14 protein-coding genes are annotated in these 14,675 nt (G+C 61.3%); 6 read left to right on the plus strand and 8 right to left on the minus strand.

Annotated features, from left to right (window positions below):
- Position 1 precedes the first annotated feature (1 nt).
- The 4 genes from ACWHWP_RS03335 to ACWHWP_RS03350 are packed head-to-tail and all read right to left on the minus strand — an operon-like array spanning position 2 to position 3,537.
- The gene (locus ACWHWP_RS03335) at positions 2-1,258 is read right to left on the minus strand and encodes an FAD-dependent oxidoreductase (RefSeq protein WP_447855061.1); all 1,257 of its coding nucleotides are present in this window, start codon (positions 1,256-1,258) and stop codon (positions 2-4) included.
- Positions 1,245-1,499 carry a 2Fe-2S iron-sulfur cluster-binding protein gene (locus ACWHWP_RS03340; RefSeq protein WP_063429542.1) on the minus strand — a complete coding sequence of 85 codons (255 nt, stop codon included), beginning with the start codon at positions 1,497-1,499 and terminating at the stop codon, positions 1,245-1,247. The genes ACWHWP_RS03335 and ACWHWP_RS03340 overlap by 14 nt, the downstream gene beginning before the upstream one ends.
- Complete coding sequence (locus ACWHWP_RS03345) at positions 1,496-2,599, minus strand: NAD(P)/FAD-dependent oxidoreductase (protein ID WP_447855062.1); 1,104 nt, start codon at positions 2,597-2,599, stop codon at positions 1,496-1,498. Before ACWHWP_RS03345 ends, ACWHWP_RS03340 begins: the two co-directional genes overlap by 4 nt.
- Complete coding sequence (locus ACWHWP_RS03350) at positions 2,596-3,537, minus strand: 4-hydroxyproline epimerase (RefSeq protein ID WP_447855063.1); 942 nt, start codon at positions 3,535-3,537, stop codon at positions 2,596-2,598. The genes ACWHWP_RS03345 and ACWHWP_RS03350 overlap by 4 nt, the downstream gene beginning before the upstream one ends.
- Before the next feature lie 308 nt (positions 3,538-3,845).
- Between ACWHWP_RS03350 and ACWHWP_RS03355 the strand changes: the two genes are divergently transcribed.
- The 6 genes from ACWHWP_RS03355 (at position 3,846) to tsr (ending at position 11,759) form a co-directional block, all read left to right on the plus strand.
- Positions 3,846-4,661: an AraC family transcriptional regulator gene (locus tag ACWHWP_RS03355; RefSeq protein ID WP_047346256.1), complete on the plus strand. Its 816-nt coding sequence runs from the start codon at positions 3,846-3,848 to the stop codon at positions 4,659-4,661.
- A 138-nt stretch (positions 4,662-4,799) separates the two neighbouring features.
- On the plus strand, positions 4,800-5,720 hold the full coding sequence (locus ACWHWP_RS03360; protein WP_047346257.1) for a dihydrodipicolinate synthase family protein: 921 nt from the start codon (positions 4,800-4,802) through the stop codon (positions 5,718-5,720).
- A gap of 14 nt (positions 5,721-5,734) precedes the next feature.
- The gene (locus tag ACWHWP_RS03365; RefSeq protein WP_063957435.1) at positions 5,735-7,342 is read left to right on the plus strand and encodes an aldehyde dehydrogenase (NADP(+)); all 1,608 of its coding nucleotides are present in this window, start codon (positions 5,735-5,737) and stop codon (positions 7,340-7,342) included.
- 11 nt (positions 7,343-7,353) lie between these two features.
- Complete coding sequence (locus ACWHWP_RS03370; protein ID WP_063957436.1) at positions 7,354-8,955, plus strand: APC family permease; 1,602 nt, start codon at positions 7,354-7,356, stop codon at positions 8,953-8,955.
- Between the two features lie 11 nt (positions 8,956-8,966).
- Entirely contained in the window at positions 8,967-9,977 is a 1,011-nt protein-coding gene (locus tag ACWHWP_RS03375) for an Ldh family oxidoreductase (protein WP_059312652.1), read from the plus strand.
- 117 nt (positions 9,978-10,094) lie between these two features.
- A complete protein-coding gene (gene tsr / locus ACWHWP_RS03380; protein ID WP_063429554.1) occupies positions 10,095-11,759 on the plus strand; it encodes a methyl-accepting chemotaxis protein in 1,665 nt (554 codons plus the stop codon).
- A gap of 92 nt (positions 11,760-11,851) precedes the next feature.
- On the opposite strand, the gene ACWHWP_RS03385 is transcribed toward tsr, so the two are convergent.
- The 4 genes from ACWHWP_RS03385 to ACWHWP_RS03400 all read right to left on the minus strand — a co-directional run bounded on the left by ACWHWP_RS03385 (position 11,852) and on the right by ACWHWP_RS03400 (position 14,666).
- Positions 11,852-12,358, minus strand: coding sequence for a GNAT family N-acetyltransferase (locus ACWHWP_RS03385; protein WP_447855064.1), 507 nt, complete (start codon positions 12,356-12,358; stop codon positions 11,852-11,854).
- Between the two features lie 29 nt (positions 12,359-12,387).
- Positions 12,388-12,861 (minus strand): hypothetical protein, encoded by a 474-nt coding sequence (locus ACWHWP_RS03390; protein WP_059312649.1) that lies wholly within the window; start codon positions 12,859-12,861, stop codon positions 12,388-12,390.
- Position 12,862: 1 nt separating this feature from the next.
- A complete protein-coding gene (locus ACWHWP_RS03395; RefSeq protein ID WP_059312648.1) occupies positions 12,863-13,603 on the minus strand; it encodes a winged helix-turn-helix domain-containing protein in 741 nt (246 codons plus the stop codon).
- A gap of 127 nt (positions 13,604-13,730) precedes the next feature.
- Positions 13,731-14,666: a Csu type fimbrial protein gene (locus tag ACWHWP_RS03400; RefSeq protein ID WP_447855065.1), complete on the minus strand. Its 936-nt coding sequence runs from the start codon at positions 14,664-14,666 to the stop codon at positions 13,731-13,733.
- Between the last annotated feature and the right edge of the window lie 9 nt (positions 14,667-14,675).

Consider the following 14,675-nt stretch of genomic DNA (forward strand, 5'->3'; position numbering starts at 1 on the left):
TTCACTCCTCCGGTTTTGCCAGTTGGACCAGCGTGTCGAGACGCGCGGGGGAGAGCGGCTCGCGCGGCTGCGGCAGCGGCCAGCCGTACAGCCAGCGCGCGCTGGTGGCGCAGATTTTGCCCTGACAGGCGCCCATTCCGCAGCGTGAGGCCAGCTTCGCCGCTTGCCAGCCTTCGGCGTTTTGCACATCACCGCAGCGCACGTCCTCGCAGCGGCACAGCAGCGTCACTGGCGTAACCGCCTCTTTAAGCGTCTCAGGCAGCGCGAACGTGTCGTGCAGCGCCCGGGCAAAACGCTGCCAGCGCGTGCGGTCTGAGAGGGCTTTTTCTGCCTTTCCGGGGTTATCCGCCGCGATATAACCGGCGATTTCCCCTTCCGCCAGCGCCAGTTCGCTGCCGCCAAAGCCGGTGCATTCTCCGGCGGCGTAGATATCCTTCACGCTGGTGCGCTGCTCTGCGTCGACCCAAATGGCCTGATTTTCCGTTTTGCAGCCAAAGAGCGCGCCAGGCTCCAGGTTCGGCACCAGCCCGTAGCCGATCGCCAGCCTGTCGCAGCCAATCTCCCGGGTGTTTCCCCTGCGGCGCACGGTGACGGACTGGAGCTGTGATTCCCCCCCGGCGCGAATAACCTGGCTTGCCGGGTGGTAGCGGGCCGGGAACAGCTCGCCGAACTGGAGCAGTTTTTCTGGCCAGCGCCAGAGCCCGGCTGCGAACTGAACCAGCGCGTTCATCGGCGCCTGTTCAACGATGGCCACGATATTTCCGCCTGCGCGTTTCACCGTGCCGGCGACCGCCAGCAGCAGCGGCCCGCTGCCCGCAATGACCACGCGTTCCCCCCTGAGCTGCAGGCCGTGCTTAATCTGGGCCTGCAGGCCTCCGGCTCCCGTCACGCCGGGAAGGGTCCAGCCGGGAAACGGCAGAGAGAGCTCCCGTGCGCCGCAGCATAAAATGAGCCGCTGCCAGCGTATCTGGCCGCAGCCGTCGGCGGTTTCAAAAATAATCGTTTGGGAGTCAGGGCGGGCAATCAGTCGGGCACCGCTAAGCAGGGTAATGCGCGGCTGTTCCGCGACCGCCTGGCGCAGGCGTAAGGCGCGCTGAGGCAGCGAAACCTGCGGGCCGTCGCGCCAGATTTGCCCGCCGGGGCGCGGATTGTCGTCGAGAACTATCACTGATTTTCCGCAGCGCGCGGCGGCCAGCGCCGCCGATAGCCCTGCGGGCCCTGCGCCGAGGATCGCGATCTCACAGTCAAACGTTCGCATGCTGGCTCCTTTCAATCACCATATCGGGCTGACATTCCGTCTGGCAGGCCAGCATCCGGCGTCCGTTTACCGTGACGCGGCACTCCTGACAGACGCCCATTCCGCAGAAGGGGGCGCGCCGCTCGCCGCTGACCGAGCTGCGGGTCACGCCATTGCCCGCTAACGCCAGCGCCGCCGCAACGCTGATGCCTGCAGGCACGTCGCAGGGTTCACCGTCGATAACGATGCTGAGTGTCGTCATGCAATGGCCTCCTGCTTGTACAGCCGGGCGGGAAGCCAGGCATCCGGCGCAACGGGTGGGTTTTCGCCCAGGATTTGGGCGCAGAGCAGTTCGGCGGTCGCGGGGGCGGTGGTGACGCCCAGCCCTTCATGCCCGATCGCCAGCCAGACTCCCTGGCGCGTGGGGTGCGGGCCGATGAGCGGGTTGCCGTCTGCCGATGCGGCGCGAAAACCGCTCCAGCAGCGGATAATATTCAGGCTCTCCAGCGAGGGTAAAAAATGACGCGCCCGCGCCAGCATGCTGGCCAGAAGGGGGAAATCGACCTCGCGGTCGGTGTTGTCGAACTGGCGGGAAGAGCCAATCAGCAGCTGTCCGGTAGGGCGTGGCTGGATATTAAACGCGACCGAGGTACCGCCCGCATGCGCGCTGGCGCCGTATCCCAGCTCCACGAGCTGATGGCTGAGCAGCGGGCCGTAGCGATCGGCGATCGCCAGCTGGCCTTTTTTCGCCCGGAGCCATTTCTCGCCAAGAAGCGCGTTGGTGCCCAGGCCGCAGGCAATGACGATTGCGCTTGCGCGCAGGCGTTTTCCGCTTCGCAGCGTGACAAAAGGCGCCTCGACGGAGACGGCGCTATCCCGCAGAGGCGTTATGTCGGCATCGTCAATAAGCCAGCGGGCGACGTTCGGGGCGTAGACAATGCCGTCTCCGGGCACCCACAGCCCGCCGGCGAGCCGGGAGGTCAGCAAGGGCTCCCGGGCGGCCAGCTGGCTACGGGTCTGCATTTCGCTGGTGACCTGGTATTGCGCCATCCGCTGCTTTTTTTCCTCTGCCAGCGCCAGCTCCTGCGGCGTTTCTGCCAGCCACAGCGTGCCGCAACCGCGCCAGGCGCAGCTTTCCGGCATCCGTGGCGTCAGCGTCCGCCAGCGCGACAGCGACCAGGCGGAAAGGGCGAGCTCCGCGGGATCGTCATCCATACACACCAGATGGCCCATCCCCGCCGCGGTGGCCCCTGCACTGCCGTCGTCAATCAGCGTGACCCGCTGCCCGCGCTTTGCGAGCTGCCAGGCGCAGGCCGCACCGACGATCCCGGCACCGATGACAATGACGTCGCTTTCGGTCACAGCGCAATCCCCCAGCGGAACGGATCGTCGGGATTAAGGATCAGCCGGTTATCGCCGCAGACCCAGGCTTCTCCGCGGATCGTCGGGACTATCCGGTCGCCGTGCGCCACGAAACTGGCCGTAAATTCGCTGCCGATAATGCTCGCCTGGCGCCAGGTTTCCCCCGCCCCGAGCTTGCCGTCCCCGGCCAGGCAGGCCAGCTTGGCGCTGGTGCCGGTGCCGCAGGGCGAGCGATCCCAGGCTTTTCCCGGGCACAGGACAAAGCTGCGGCTGTCCGCACGGTCATCGTCAGCAAACAGTTCGATATGATCGATAATGCCGTCATGTTCACCGCGAATGCCGGCACGTTCTAACCCATCCCGGATAGCCCAGGCATACGCCGTCAGGTCGGGGATAGCTGCAGGCGTGACGGCAAAGGGATGATCGTTGACGAGAAAAAACCAGTTGCCGCCCCAGGCGATGTCGCCGATAACCGGGCCGTGAGCGGTTTCAACCCGCACCTGCTTGCGCCAGCGGTAAGCCGGAACGTTTTCTACCGAAACGCTGCCGTCGTCGTGCAGTGTAGCGGTCACGTCGCCGACCGGCGTTTCAACCACGTGTTTGCCGGGCTGAATGCGTCCCAGCCAGGCCAGCGAAGCGATAAGCCCGATGGTGCCGTGTCCGCACATGTTCAGAAAACCGCTGTTATTGAAGAAGATAACCCCCGCGGTGGCCTGCGGTGAAACCGGCTCGCAGAGCAGGGCTCCGACCAACACGTCGTTACCGCGCGGCTCAAGAATAATGGCTTTGCGCCAGTCGTCGTAGTCGCGGGCGAAGCGCGTCCGGCGCTCGGCCATGCTGCCTGTTCCCAGATCCGGAAAACCGTCGATAACCAGGCGGGTGGGTTCGCCGCCGGTGTGGGAGTCAATTACTCTCAGTTCACTGTGCTGCGCTGTCATGGGATCTCCGGAAAGTTAACATCTTGTTGCCAGATGCTGGCGCATACCCGGCGTTCCCGCTTGATCGCTTTCATCACCAGAAATGACGAAATCGGCACAGTAGCGGGTTTTGTCCTTAAGCGAAATTCATATTTATTTCTTATTAATCATTCTGTTGTTGCTGTGGTAAACCAAATCAGGCAACTGCGCCAGTGGATGAAACGGGGGAAATCATAAACCTGTGGCAGGATCGCAAAACGCAGTAAGGGCACTTGATGAGTTAATAAAAAGTTAATAAAGATCCAGCTCACCTATCGGGAGGAAGCATGATGTCCTGTGTGATTGATGACGGGCTGGCTCCATCGCCGGCGCTGGAAGTGGCTGAACTCAGCCAGATCTGTGAAGGGCTGGCGCGCCAGCGTCCGGACAATATTCAGACGTTGCTGCACGCGATGGGCCTGATTGCGCCGCTGCTCAACGCCATTCCTGACGTGGTCTTTTTTGTCAAAGACGTGCAGGCCCGGTATCTGATGGTCAACATGACGCTGGCGCGTCGCTGCGGGTTTAAAACCGTTGTTTCTCTGCTGGGGAAAACCTCTGCCGATGTGTTCCCGTCCGCGCTGGGGAAAGGCTATACCGAGCAGGATATGCGGGTGTTGCGTGAGGGCGTGACGCTGCGCGACCAGCTGGAGATGCATCTTTACAACGGTCGCGAGCGCGGCTGGTGTTTAACCCAGAAGCTGGCGCTGCGGGATGCGCAGGGTCAGGTGATCGGCATGGCGGGAATTTCACACGACCTGCAGGAAGCGCAGGCGCGTCACCCGGCCTGGCAGCGGCTGGCGATCGTCGACGAGCATATCCGCAAACATTATCACCGGCCGATCGCGATGGAGGAACTTACCGCGCTGAGCGGGATGTCGGTGGCGCAAATCGAACGCTACTGTAAGCGTATTTTTCATCTCACCCCGCGTCAGATGATACACAAAGTCCGGCTGGAAAAAGCCACCGAGCTGCTGGCGGGTGATACGCCGATTACCGATATTGCCCTGCAGTGCGGCTATACCGATCACAGCGCCTTTAGCCGCCAGTTCAAGGCCCTGACCGGCTCTACGCCGCGTGATTTTCGCCTCACGCTGGCCGGGTAAGCCCAGCGCATTGTGCTAATTTCGTCATCAAAGGGGAGGAAAACCACCAAGCCGTCGGCCGCCTGAAACGTCAATCTGTCAGTGAATATTCACCATTCATTCACTTTGATTTAACAAATTGACGACAAGGAACCGAACATGAGCAAGAAAGCCATTCACTGGAGCGGTGTATTCCCGGCAGTCAGCACCCAGTTTCGCAGCGATTACTCCGTCGATCTGGATGCCACCCATGCGGTGATGAAAAACCTGGTTAAGGATGGTGTTTCCGGCCTGGTGGTGTGCGGCAGCGTGGGGGAAAACACCTCTCTGACCACTCAGGAAAAGCTGCAGATTATCGAAGTGGCGAAAGACGCGGCGGGCGGCCAGATCCCGGTTATCGCCGGCGTTGCGGAATTTACCACCGCGTTTGCGCAGAAGATGGCGAAAGAGGCCGAGCGCGTGGGGGTCGACGGCATTATGGTGATGCCGGCGCTGGTTTACTCTTCAAAGCCGCACGAGACGGCGGCGCACTTCCGCAGCGTGGCCACCGCCACCGACCTGCCGATCATGGTATACAACAACCCACCCATCTACAAAAACGACGTGACGCCGGACATCCTGGCGACGCTTACGGACTGCGACAACATCGTCTGCTTCAAGGACTCTTCCGGCGACACCCGCCGTTTTATCGACCTGCGTAACGCCGTTGGCGACCGCTTTGTACTGTTTGCCGGGCTGGATGACGTGGTGGTCGAGAGCATCGCCGTTGGGGCGGAAGGCTGGATTTCCGGAATGTCGAACGCCTTCCCGCGTGAAGGGGAGACGCTGTTCCGCCTGGCGAAACAGCAGCGCTATGAAGAGGCGATGGCGCTTTACCGCTGGTTTATGCCGCTGCTGCATCTGGATGCGCGCCCGGATCTGGTGCAGTGCATCAAGCTGTGCGAAGAGCTGCTGGGACGCGGCAGCGCCGTCACCCGACCGCCGCGTCTGGCGCTGGAAGGGGAAACCCGTGCGGAAGTGGTTGCGATTGTTGAGAAGGCGCTGGCGACCCGTCCGCAGCTGCCCGACGTTGGCCTTTAAGCGCAGGAGTGACGATGACTTTATCTCTCACTGTTTCAGGCCAGCAGTTCATCGCCGGACGCCGCGTCGCAAGCGGTGAGGCGACGCTACCGAGCCTGCGTGCCGCTGACAACCAGCCGACCGGATACCGTTTTTACCCGGCCTCCCGCGAAGAGGCCGCGGCGGCGGCGGTGGCGGCCGAGCAGGCATTTCCGCTCTATTCACAGACGTCGCCCGAGGTTCGCGCCCGCTTTCTCGATACCCTCGCCGACGAGCTGGATTTACTCGGCGAGGACTTTTTCGCGATAGCCCACCAGGAGACGGCCCTGCCGCTGCCGCGGCTGCAGGGAGAGCGCGGCCGAACGAGCCATCAGCTGCGCATGTTTGCCGGCCTGCTGCGCCGGGGGGATGCTTTCGGCGTGCGTATTGATACCGCGCTCCCCGCGCGTCAGCCGCTGCCGCGCCCGGATCTGCGTCAGTATTTGACCGCCCTGGGGCCGGTGGCGATATTCGGCGCCAGCAATTTCCCTCTGGCCTTTTCTACGGCAGGCGGGGACACGGCCTCCGCGCTGGCGGCGGGCTGCCCGGTGGTGGTGAAAGCGCATCCGGGCCACATGGCGACGGCAGAGTTAACCGCCCGGGCGATAGCGCGTGCGGTGGAGAAATCTGCGCTGCCTGCGGGCGTATTTAACATGATTTTCGGTACCGATATTGGCGCCGAGCTGGTCCGTCACCCGGCGATTCAGGCGGTCGGGTTTACCGGCTCGCTGCGCGGCGGTAAGGCGCTCTGGCAGATTGCGCAGCAGCGTCCACGGCCGATCCCGGTCTTTGCGGAAATGTCGGCCATTAATCCGCTGATTATTCTACCCCAGGCGTTAGCCTCCCGGGCGGAGACGCTGGCGAAGGAGCTGGTGGCCTCCTTCACCCTCGGCTGCGGGCAGTTTTGCACCAAGCCGGGGCTGATTCTGGCGCTGCGAGGGGAAGGCTTTTCCCGCTTCACTCAGGCGCTGAAGGATGCGGTGAACCCGGCGCCGGCGCAGACAATGCTCAATGCCCCGACCCTTGCTCACTACGAAGAGGACGTGCGCGCGCTTGAGGCGCATCCGGATATTCAGCGGCTGGCAGGGGCTGATGAGTTTATCAGCGGACGCGCGCAGGCTCGCCTCTATCAGGCCCCGGCTTCGCTGCTGCTGGCGCAGGATCCGCTGTTGCAGCACGAGGTGTTTGGCCCCCTGGCGGTGCTGGTGGAGGTGGCTGACGAGGCCGAGCTGCAGTCCATCCTGCGCGCCCTTCAGGGCCAGCTAACGGCTACGGTTCACGCTGAGTCGGATGACGGGCCGCTGGCGCAGCGCCTGCTGCCTGCGCTCAGTGAAAAGGCGGGACGCGTGTTGTTCAACGGTTATCCGACCGGCGTAGAAGTGTGCGACGCCATGGTGCACGGCGGTCCGTGGCCTGCCACCACCGATGCACGCGGCACCTCGGTCGGAACCCAATCCATCGAACGTTTCTTACGCCCGGTGTGCCTGCAAAACGTGCCTGCCGCACTGCTGCCGCCTGCTGTCCAGGACGCTAACCCTCTGAACCTGCTGCGCCTGATTAACGGGCAGTGGACCCGGGAAGCCGTTTCCCCCTCTGTTGACTGAAGGGCATGACCATGACGATTCACTCTACGCATCACACATCGTCCCGCGTTGTTGAGTCGGGGAAATTTAAAAAGCAGCTGACGCTAACCGACCTGACGTTTATTGGTCTCGGGGCCATCTTTGGTTCCGGCTGGCTGTTTGCCGCCAGCCATGTGGCGTCCATTGCCGGGCCGGCAGGCATTGCCTCCTGGGTCATCGGCGGCATTGCCGTTCTGCTGCTGGGGATTGTCTATTGCGAACTGGGGGCGGCGCTGCCCCGCGCCGGGGGGATTATCCGCTATCCGGTCTTCTCCCACGGCGAGCTGATGGGGTATTTGCTGGGGTTTATTACGCTGATTGCGTTTTCCAGCCTGATCTCCATCGAAATAGTTGCCGCGCGCCAGTATGCGGCAGCATGGTTCCCGATGCTGACTCAGCCCGGCTCAAGCGCCCCGACGCTGCTGGGGTGGGTGGTGCAGTTTTTGCTGCTCTGTTTCTTCTTTGGTCTGAATTACTACAGCGTGAAGACCTTTGCCCGCTCCAACAACATCATCAGTATTCTGAAGTTTTTGGTGCCGCTGGCGGTCGTCGTGACCCTGTTTACCTTTTTTAAACCGGAAAACCTGCACGTTCAGGGATTCGCGCCGTTTGGCATGTCGGGCGTTGAGGCCGCGATCAGCGCGGGCGGGATCATCTTTGCCTACCTGGGGCTGACGCCGATTATCTCGGTGGCGAGTGAAGTACAGAATCCGCAGCGGACGATTCCGGTGGCGCTGATTTTATCGGTGGTGCTGTCGACCATTATCTATGTGCTGCTGCAGCTGGCGTTTCTCGGCAGTATTCCGACCGGGATGTTGGGGGGCGGCTGGGCGGAAATCAGCAAGCAATTCTCGCTGCCGTATCGCGATATCGCCATTACGCTCGGCATGGGCTGGCTGGCGTTTATGGTGGTGTGCGACGCGATCGTCTCTCCCAGCGGCACCGGCAATATTTACATGAACGCGACACCGCGCGTGATTTACGGCTGGGCGAAAGCGGGGACCTTCTTTAAGGCCTTTACCCACATTGATAAAGAATCCGGCATTCCGCGCCCTGCGCTGTGGCTGACCTTCGCCTTGTCTATCTTCTGGACGCTGCCGTTCCCGTCCTGGGAGCAACTGATTAGCGTGGTGTCCGCGGCGCTGGTTCTGAGCTATGCCATCGCCCCGGTCACGGCGGCAGGGCTGCGCCGTAATGCGCCGGATCTGCCGCGCCCGTTCCGCGTGCGCGCCTTCGGAATCATTGGCCCGGTGTCGTTTGTGATTTCCGCGCTGATTGTGTTCTGGTCCGGCTGGGGGACGCTGTCATGGCTGCTGGGGCTACAAATTGTGATGTTTGTCGTCTACGTGCTGTGCAAATCAAAAGTGCCGGTGCACGCCGTGAGCCTGGCGCAGCAGGTGAAATCGTCCCTGTGGCTCATTGCCTTCTACGCGCTGATTATGCTTTTCTCCTGGCTTGGCAGCTTTGGGGGAACGGGGACGATCGGCCACCCGTGGGATACGGTTGTGGTAGCGGTAATGTCGCTGGGTATTTATTACTGGGGCGAGCGAACCTGCCTGCCACAGGCTAACTTTACCGGAGACGAAGAAGAGTAGAGGAGTCGCGAATGGAGATGGTAAATCTCTCGTTAACAGAGGCTTATGCGCTGGCGCATCAGGTGCTGCGCGAGAACGGATTCAGCGAGGCGCATGCCGCCGCGGTGGCGGAAAACGTGACGCACGGCGAGCGCGACGGCTGTGCCTCGCACGGTTTGTGGCGGCTGCTCGGGATCGTTGAGACGCTGCGCAAAGGCAAGGTCTCCCCCGACGCGGAGCCGGTTATCACCCATACCGCCCCTGCGATTGTGAAGGCGGATGCCGGCGGGGCGTTTTCCCTGCTGGCATTTGAACGCGCGCTGCCGCTGTTGATGGAAAAGGCGCGGCACTGCGGTATCGCCGCGCTGGCCATCAACCGCTGCGTGCACTTTTCAGCGCTGTTTGCCGACGTCGAGCCGCTGACGCAGGCCGGTCTGGTGGCGCTGGCGACCACGCCAAGCCATGCGTGGGTTGCCCCGGCGGGAGGCACCCGGCCGCTATTTGGTACGAATCCGATTGCCTTTGGCTGGCCGCGGGGCGACAAGCCGCCGTTTATTTTCGATATGGCCACCAGCGCGGCCGCGCGCGGTGAGATCCAGCTGCATCAGCGGGCGGGAAAAGCGGTGCCGGAAGGCTGGGGCATCGATTCTCAGGGCGAACCGACGACAGATGCCCAGGCGATCCTTGACGGCGCGATGTTGACGTTTGGCGGACATAAGGGCTCGGCGCTGGCGGCCATGGTGGAACTGCTCGCCGGGCCGCTGATTGGCGATATGACGAGCGCGGAGTCGCTGTCGTGGGATGAGGGCGCCGGCGGTTTACCCTACGGCGGCGAGCTGATTCTGGCGCTGGATCCGGCCCGGTTCCTCGGCCATGACGCCTCTGAGCACCTGGCGCGTGCCGAAACGCTTTTTACCGGGATGCAGCAGCAGGGCGCGCGTTTGCCGGGCGAGCGTCGCTATGTTTCTCGCGAGCGCGCTGTGCGGGAAGGTGTGGAGATAACCCGTTCACTTTTCAGGGATATATCCTCTTTGACGAAATAATAGCCGGCTTCATCAACATATCAGGAGGGATTATGTCCCTCCTGCCAGTACGTTTTTCGTAAAGTTTTCCATTTCCAGGCCGAAAATTCTGTTATCTGTCTGATGGAAAGAGAAAACATGTTAAACCGTATCAAGATTGTCACCAGCTTAATGCTGGTTTTAGCGATATTTGGCCTTTTACAACTCACCTCCGGTGGTCTTTTCTTCAATGCCCTTAAGCATGACAAAGAGAATTTCACCGTTCTGCAAACCATTCGCCAGCAACAGTCCACGCTGAACGGCAGCTGGGTAGCGTTGCTGCAAACCCGTAATACCCTGAACCGTGCGGGTATCCGCTACATGATGGATCAGAGCAATATCGGCAGCGGCGCGACCGTTAACGATTTGATGCAAATCGCGTCTGCGTCTCTGAAGCAGGCGGAAAAAAACTGGGCTGCCTACGAGGCCCTGCCGCGCGATCCGCGTCAAAGCGACGCGGATGCCATGGAGATCAAGCGTAACTACGATATTTACCACGGCGCGCTGGCGGAGCTGATTCAGCTGCTGGGCGCAGGCAAAATCAACGCCTTCTTCGACCAGCCGACCCAGAGTTATCAGGACGGTTTTGAGAAGCAGTATGTGAGCTACCTGCAGCAGAACGACAGGCTGTACCAGATTGCGGTTGAGGACAGCAACAGCTCCTTCAGCCAGGCCATCTGGGTGCTGATTAGCGTGCTGATTGCGGTGCTGGTGGTGATCGTGGCCGTCTGGCTGGGCATCAAGCAGGCGCTGATCTCCCCGCTGACGCGTCTGATCGACAACATTCGCCATATCGCCAGCGGCGACCTGGTGAAGCGCATTGAAGTTGAAGGCGCGAACGAAATGGGTGAACTGGCCGACTCGCTGCGTCATATGCAGGGCGAGCTGGTGCGTACCGTTGGCGACGTGCGTAACGGCGCGAATGCTATCTACAGCGGCGCGAGCGAAATCGCGATGGGCAATAACGACCTATCCTCCCGTACCGAGCAGCAGGCCGCTTCCCTGGAAGAGACCGCAGCCAGCATGGAGCAGCTGACGGCAACCGTTAAGCAGAACGCCGAGAACGCCCGCCAGGCGAGCCATCTTGCGCTGAGCGCCTCTGAAACCGCGCAGAAAGGCGGTAAAGTGGTGGATAACGTGGTGCAGACCATGCGCGATATCGCGGGCAGTTCGCAGAAAATTGCCGACATTATCAGCGTGATCGACGGTATTGCCTTCCAGACCAACATCCTGGCATTGAACGCAGCGGTAGAAGCGGCGCGTGCGGGCGAGCAGGGCCGCGGTTTTGCGGTGGTGGCAGGTGAAGTCCGCAACCTGGCGCAGCGCAGCGCCCAGGCAGCACGCGAGATCAAGAGCCTGATTGAAGACTCTGTGGGCCGCGTGGAAGTCGGTTCAACGCTGGTAGAAAGTGCCGGTGAAACCATGGGTGAAATCGTGAATGCGGTCACCCGCGTAACGGACATCATGGGTGAAATCGCCTCTGCGTCTGACGAGCAGAGCCGCGGTATCGACCAGGTGGGGCTGGCGGTGGCCGAGATGGATCGCGTGACCCAGCAGAACGCCTCGCTGGTTGAAGAGTCTGCGGCGGCAGCGGCCGCGCTGGAAGAGCAGGCGAGCCGCCTGACTCAGGCCGTGGCAGTGTTCCGCATTCAGCAGGAGCAGATGAAGGCGCGCGAGTTCGCCGCGTCTAAAGCGGTTTCCACGCCGGTGATGGCGCGTAAAACGGCGACCGTCGATTCAGGCGATAACTGGGAAACGTTCTAACTCTGTGCGTTGTGCCGGGTGGCGGCTGCGCCTTACCCGGCCTACGGTTCAGGGTGTTGTAGGCCCGGTAAGCGCAGCGCCACCGGGCGATATTACAGAGGCAGGCGCATGGCGCAGCGCGTTTCATACGCCAGGCCGTGCGCTGCCTCTTCTTCTCTTTTCTGACGCAGTTCAGGCGTGAGATCGGTGACGTATTCAAACCCCAGCCGTGCATAGAACGGCGCGTTCCACGCGACGTCCCGGAACGTCGTCAGCGTCAGCGACGCCAGCCCTGCCTTACGGGTATGGTCAGCCGCACGGGCGATGAGCTGCCGGCCAATTCCTTTTCCCTGCCAGTCCAGATCGACCGAGAGCTCCACAATAAACAGCGACGACGCGTGCGCTTCTGTGAGGATAAACCCCACGGGGCGATTGTTCGCCGCTGCCAGCCAGCTTAGCCCGCGTTCGACATACCCGAGGTGCTGTTCTACGGAAATGACCTCACCCCCGGCAAGCCAGGCGAGTGCCGGGACGTCACGAAAACGTCCGGCCGCCGCGCGCTCAATGGCGGGCAGGGCGGTAACGTCGCTAGGGGCAGTGGGGCGAATATGAATGTGCATGGCGGCAAGTATAGCCTGACCCGTCGACGTTATTCCGAGCAGATCAGCACCGGTGAGTAAAAATTGCTGATCACCAGCGCGTCTTCCGGCGTGCGCTCTATCGTCAGAAGCCTTTTATTGCCCAGCGTCAGGCCCGCGACGTACTTTTCAAAGACCCCTGGCGGCATGGCATCGTGGCTAAAACGCTCCACTTTTTGAATGACAATCTCATACAGTTCGCCCTCAACGTGACGCCATTTAAACATCTCCTGGCGGGAAACCTCCCAGCTGCGCGGCGCGTTCACCACGCTGCCGTTTAGCGTGATGTACCCCGTTTTGTCGGGATGAAAACGCATAATGATCTCGCCGTCAAAGGTGAAGTCGTGGCTGTCGCGCCTGTCGGAAAAGGTCAGGTTTCCGTCGCATGCCACCGACAGCGGGGGCGTGTAAAAGTACCACGCCAGCGCGGCGCCCAGCAGCAGCAGGTTGAGGATCAGAATCAGCCAAACTTTTTTGTGTCTCATATCACCACTCGTAATAGTAAAGCGTACGACAGGCGCTGGCTTTACCCCGCGTGAGGGAACATTGGGAGAGCACCAGCCGCCCTTCGTGGCCGTAGAAAAGCGTTCTCTGAATGTGCATGTAGAAAATAGAATTTTTCAGGCACGGAAGATGGCCATCCTGCTGAAGACTCTGCGCCAGCCCAATCGCCTTCTCATGGAACACGTCCGCCAGCGGCGTAAAGGTGTAGACCGGACACGTGCCAATATGGGTCAGCAGGTGGATCTCCCGCTGCTGGGTTGCCGGCTTGATTACCGTTATCCAGATGCACAGCGCAACGATCGCCAGCGTGAGCGCACCGCAGAACAGCACATCCGGTCGAACGCGCCTTACGGATGTCGCCGTTTTGGCTGCCGGACACGGCTCCTCCAGCGCGGTGACCGTGACGTCTGCGCTGAGCATAAAGCCCGTTTTAGGTACGGTGACGATAAACAGCACGTCGGGAAGCAGGCTTGCCAGCAATTTGCGTAAGATGCTGATGTACTGGTTTAGCGAATTGTTCGACCCCTGCAGCCCGCGCCTGTCCCAGACCTCCTGAAGAAGCGTCTCTCGTTCGACCACGTTCCCATGATGCTGCACCAGCAGCTTCATGATGGTATTGGCCGTGCAGGTGAGGATCTGCGCATCCTCATCCGGCGCATTGATAAGAGAAACAGAACCGTCCTCGTCGTTGTAGACGAGGGCGTCAGCAAGCAGGTATTTCATAAGTTGTTGTAATACAGACAGAGATAACGAATAAAAGAACAGGCCTTTCGCCTGATTAAGCAGAGCTGTTGGCTATTTTAGCGCCATTGTTACCGATAACATTGATCCAGGCAGGATTTTGCGCTGTTTAATAAGTCAGCGTGATTATCACGTCATCGCTGAATTCCCCCGTGCCGCTCAGGGGCTGCGCCGGGACGTCTCCGTAGACGGTGAAATTCTGCGTCCCGCCCGCGGGGTTGGTGACCTGCATCGCATCGCCGCTGCTTTGGTCGCCCCAGCGTTGCGTGGTCCCCGCATCCTGCCAGAGGCCGTAGCGCAGGCACTGGCCTTCATCGTTGCACAGCTGCCGCTGGTTGCCGCTGGCATGATTGCCTTTTCCCATCGCGAGCGTGAACGCGGTGCCGGCCGGGCAGCTCGTGGTGAGGGTGGCCGTGGAGCGCGTCGGGCGCAGCGTGGCGGTGCTGGTCAGGGTGCCAAAGTTAAGCGGGGTGACGTGCTCTATGTAACATCCCTCGCGAATTTCGGCCTGCGCGTTGCTTCCGCCCTGCACCTGTTCGCCCTCGGCGGAGCCGTCTGAACAGTTCTGCAGGGCATCCTGACGGGAGGCGCTGTGCCACGCTATGCGCAGATTCATGTTGTAGTTGTAATAGTGGTACGCCGGGAGCTGGCTTTGCCCTGCCGGGAGGGTGGCGATAAGCGGAAAGCTGCCGCTGATATTGGCATTGCTGTCGGCGGTCAGGGTCTGCTGGATAAGATCCCCGCGGCTGGCGGGACCCAGCTCCTGGGAGCGCGCGACGCCGTTGAGAATACGAAAAATCAGGGTGTATTGTTTACCCTCCTGGTCCCCCGGCGAGACCATCTGAAAGGGCGGAGCGTCGATGCTGCTCAGGCAGACATTGATATACTCTGTCGTACCGAGGTTGTCCGCCTGGCAGCTGAATTTGACCTCGGCGTGGGTCGAGGCCGCATTGCCCGCCGCGATAGCGCCAAAGTTGATGACGGCAGGCGAGGTTATCCAGCAGGCGGCCGCCATCGTCTTCAGGGACAGCAATAGCAGCAACATTATCGAGGC

Source organism: Enterobacter sp. WI-ESBL-E8 (assembly GCF_053364895.1).

What these genes read in the sequence shown, in the direction of transcription:
- ACWHWP_RS03335 (WP_447855061.1), bottom strand. Translation starts at nt 1,258, where the DNA reads ATGCGAACGTTTGACTGTGAGATCGCGATCCTCGGCGCAGGGCCCGCA.
- ACWHWP_RS03340 (WP_063429542.1), bottom strand. Translation starts at nt 1,499, where the DNA reads ATGACGACACTCAGCATCGTTATCGACGGTGAACCCTGCGACGTGCCT.
- ACWHWP_RS03350 (WP_447855063.1), bottom strand. Translation starts at nt 3,537, where the DNA reads ATGACAGCGCAGCACAGTGAACTGAGAGTAATTGACTCCCACACCGGC.
- ACWHWP_RS03355 (WP_047346256.1), top strand. Translation starts at nt 3,846, where the DNA reads ATGTCCTGTGTGATTGATGACGGGCTGGCTCCATCGCCGGCGCTGGAA.
- ACWHWP_RS03360 (WP_047346257.1), top strand. Translation starts at nt 4,800, where the DNA reads ATGAGCAAGAAAGCCATTCACTGGAGCGGTGTATTCCCGGCAGTCAGC.
- ACWHWP_RS03365 (WP_063957435.1), top strand. Translation starts at nt 5,735, where the DNA reads ATGACTTTATCTCTCACTGTTTCAGGCCAGCAGTTCATCGCCGGACGC.
- ACWHWP_RS03370 (WP_063957436.1), top strand. Translation starts at nt 7,354, where the DNA reads ATGACGATTCACTCTACGCATCACACATCGTCCCGCGTTGTTGAGTCG.
- ACWHWP_RS03375 (WP_059312652.1), top strand. Translation starts at nt 8,967, where the DNA reads ATGGAGATGGTAAATCTCTCGTTAACAGAGGCTTATGCGCTGGCGCAT.
- tsr (WP_063429554.1), top strand. Translation starts at nt 10,095, where the DNA reads ATGTTAAACCGTATCAAGATTGTCACCAGCTTAATGCTGGTTTTAGCG.
- ACWHWP_RS03385 (WP_447855064.1), bottom strand. Translation starts at nt 12,358, where the DNA reads ATGCACATTCATATTCGCCCCACTGCCCCTAGCGACGTTACCGCCCTG.
- ACWHWP_RS03390 (WP_059312649.1), bottom strand. Translation starts at nt 12,861, where the DNA reads ATGAGACACAAAAAAGTTTGGCTGATTCTGATCCTCAACCTGCTGCTG.
- ACWHWP_RS03395 (WP_059312648.1), bottom strand. Translation starts at nt 13,603, where the DNA reads ATGAAATACCTGCTTGCTGACGCCCTCGTCTACAACGACGAGGACGGT.
- ACWHWP_RS03400 (WP_447855065.1), bottom strand. Translation starts at nt 14,666, where the DNA reads ATGTTGCTGCTATTGCTGTCCCTGAAGACGATGGCGGCCGCCTGCTGG.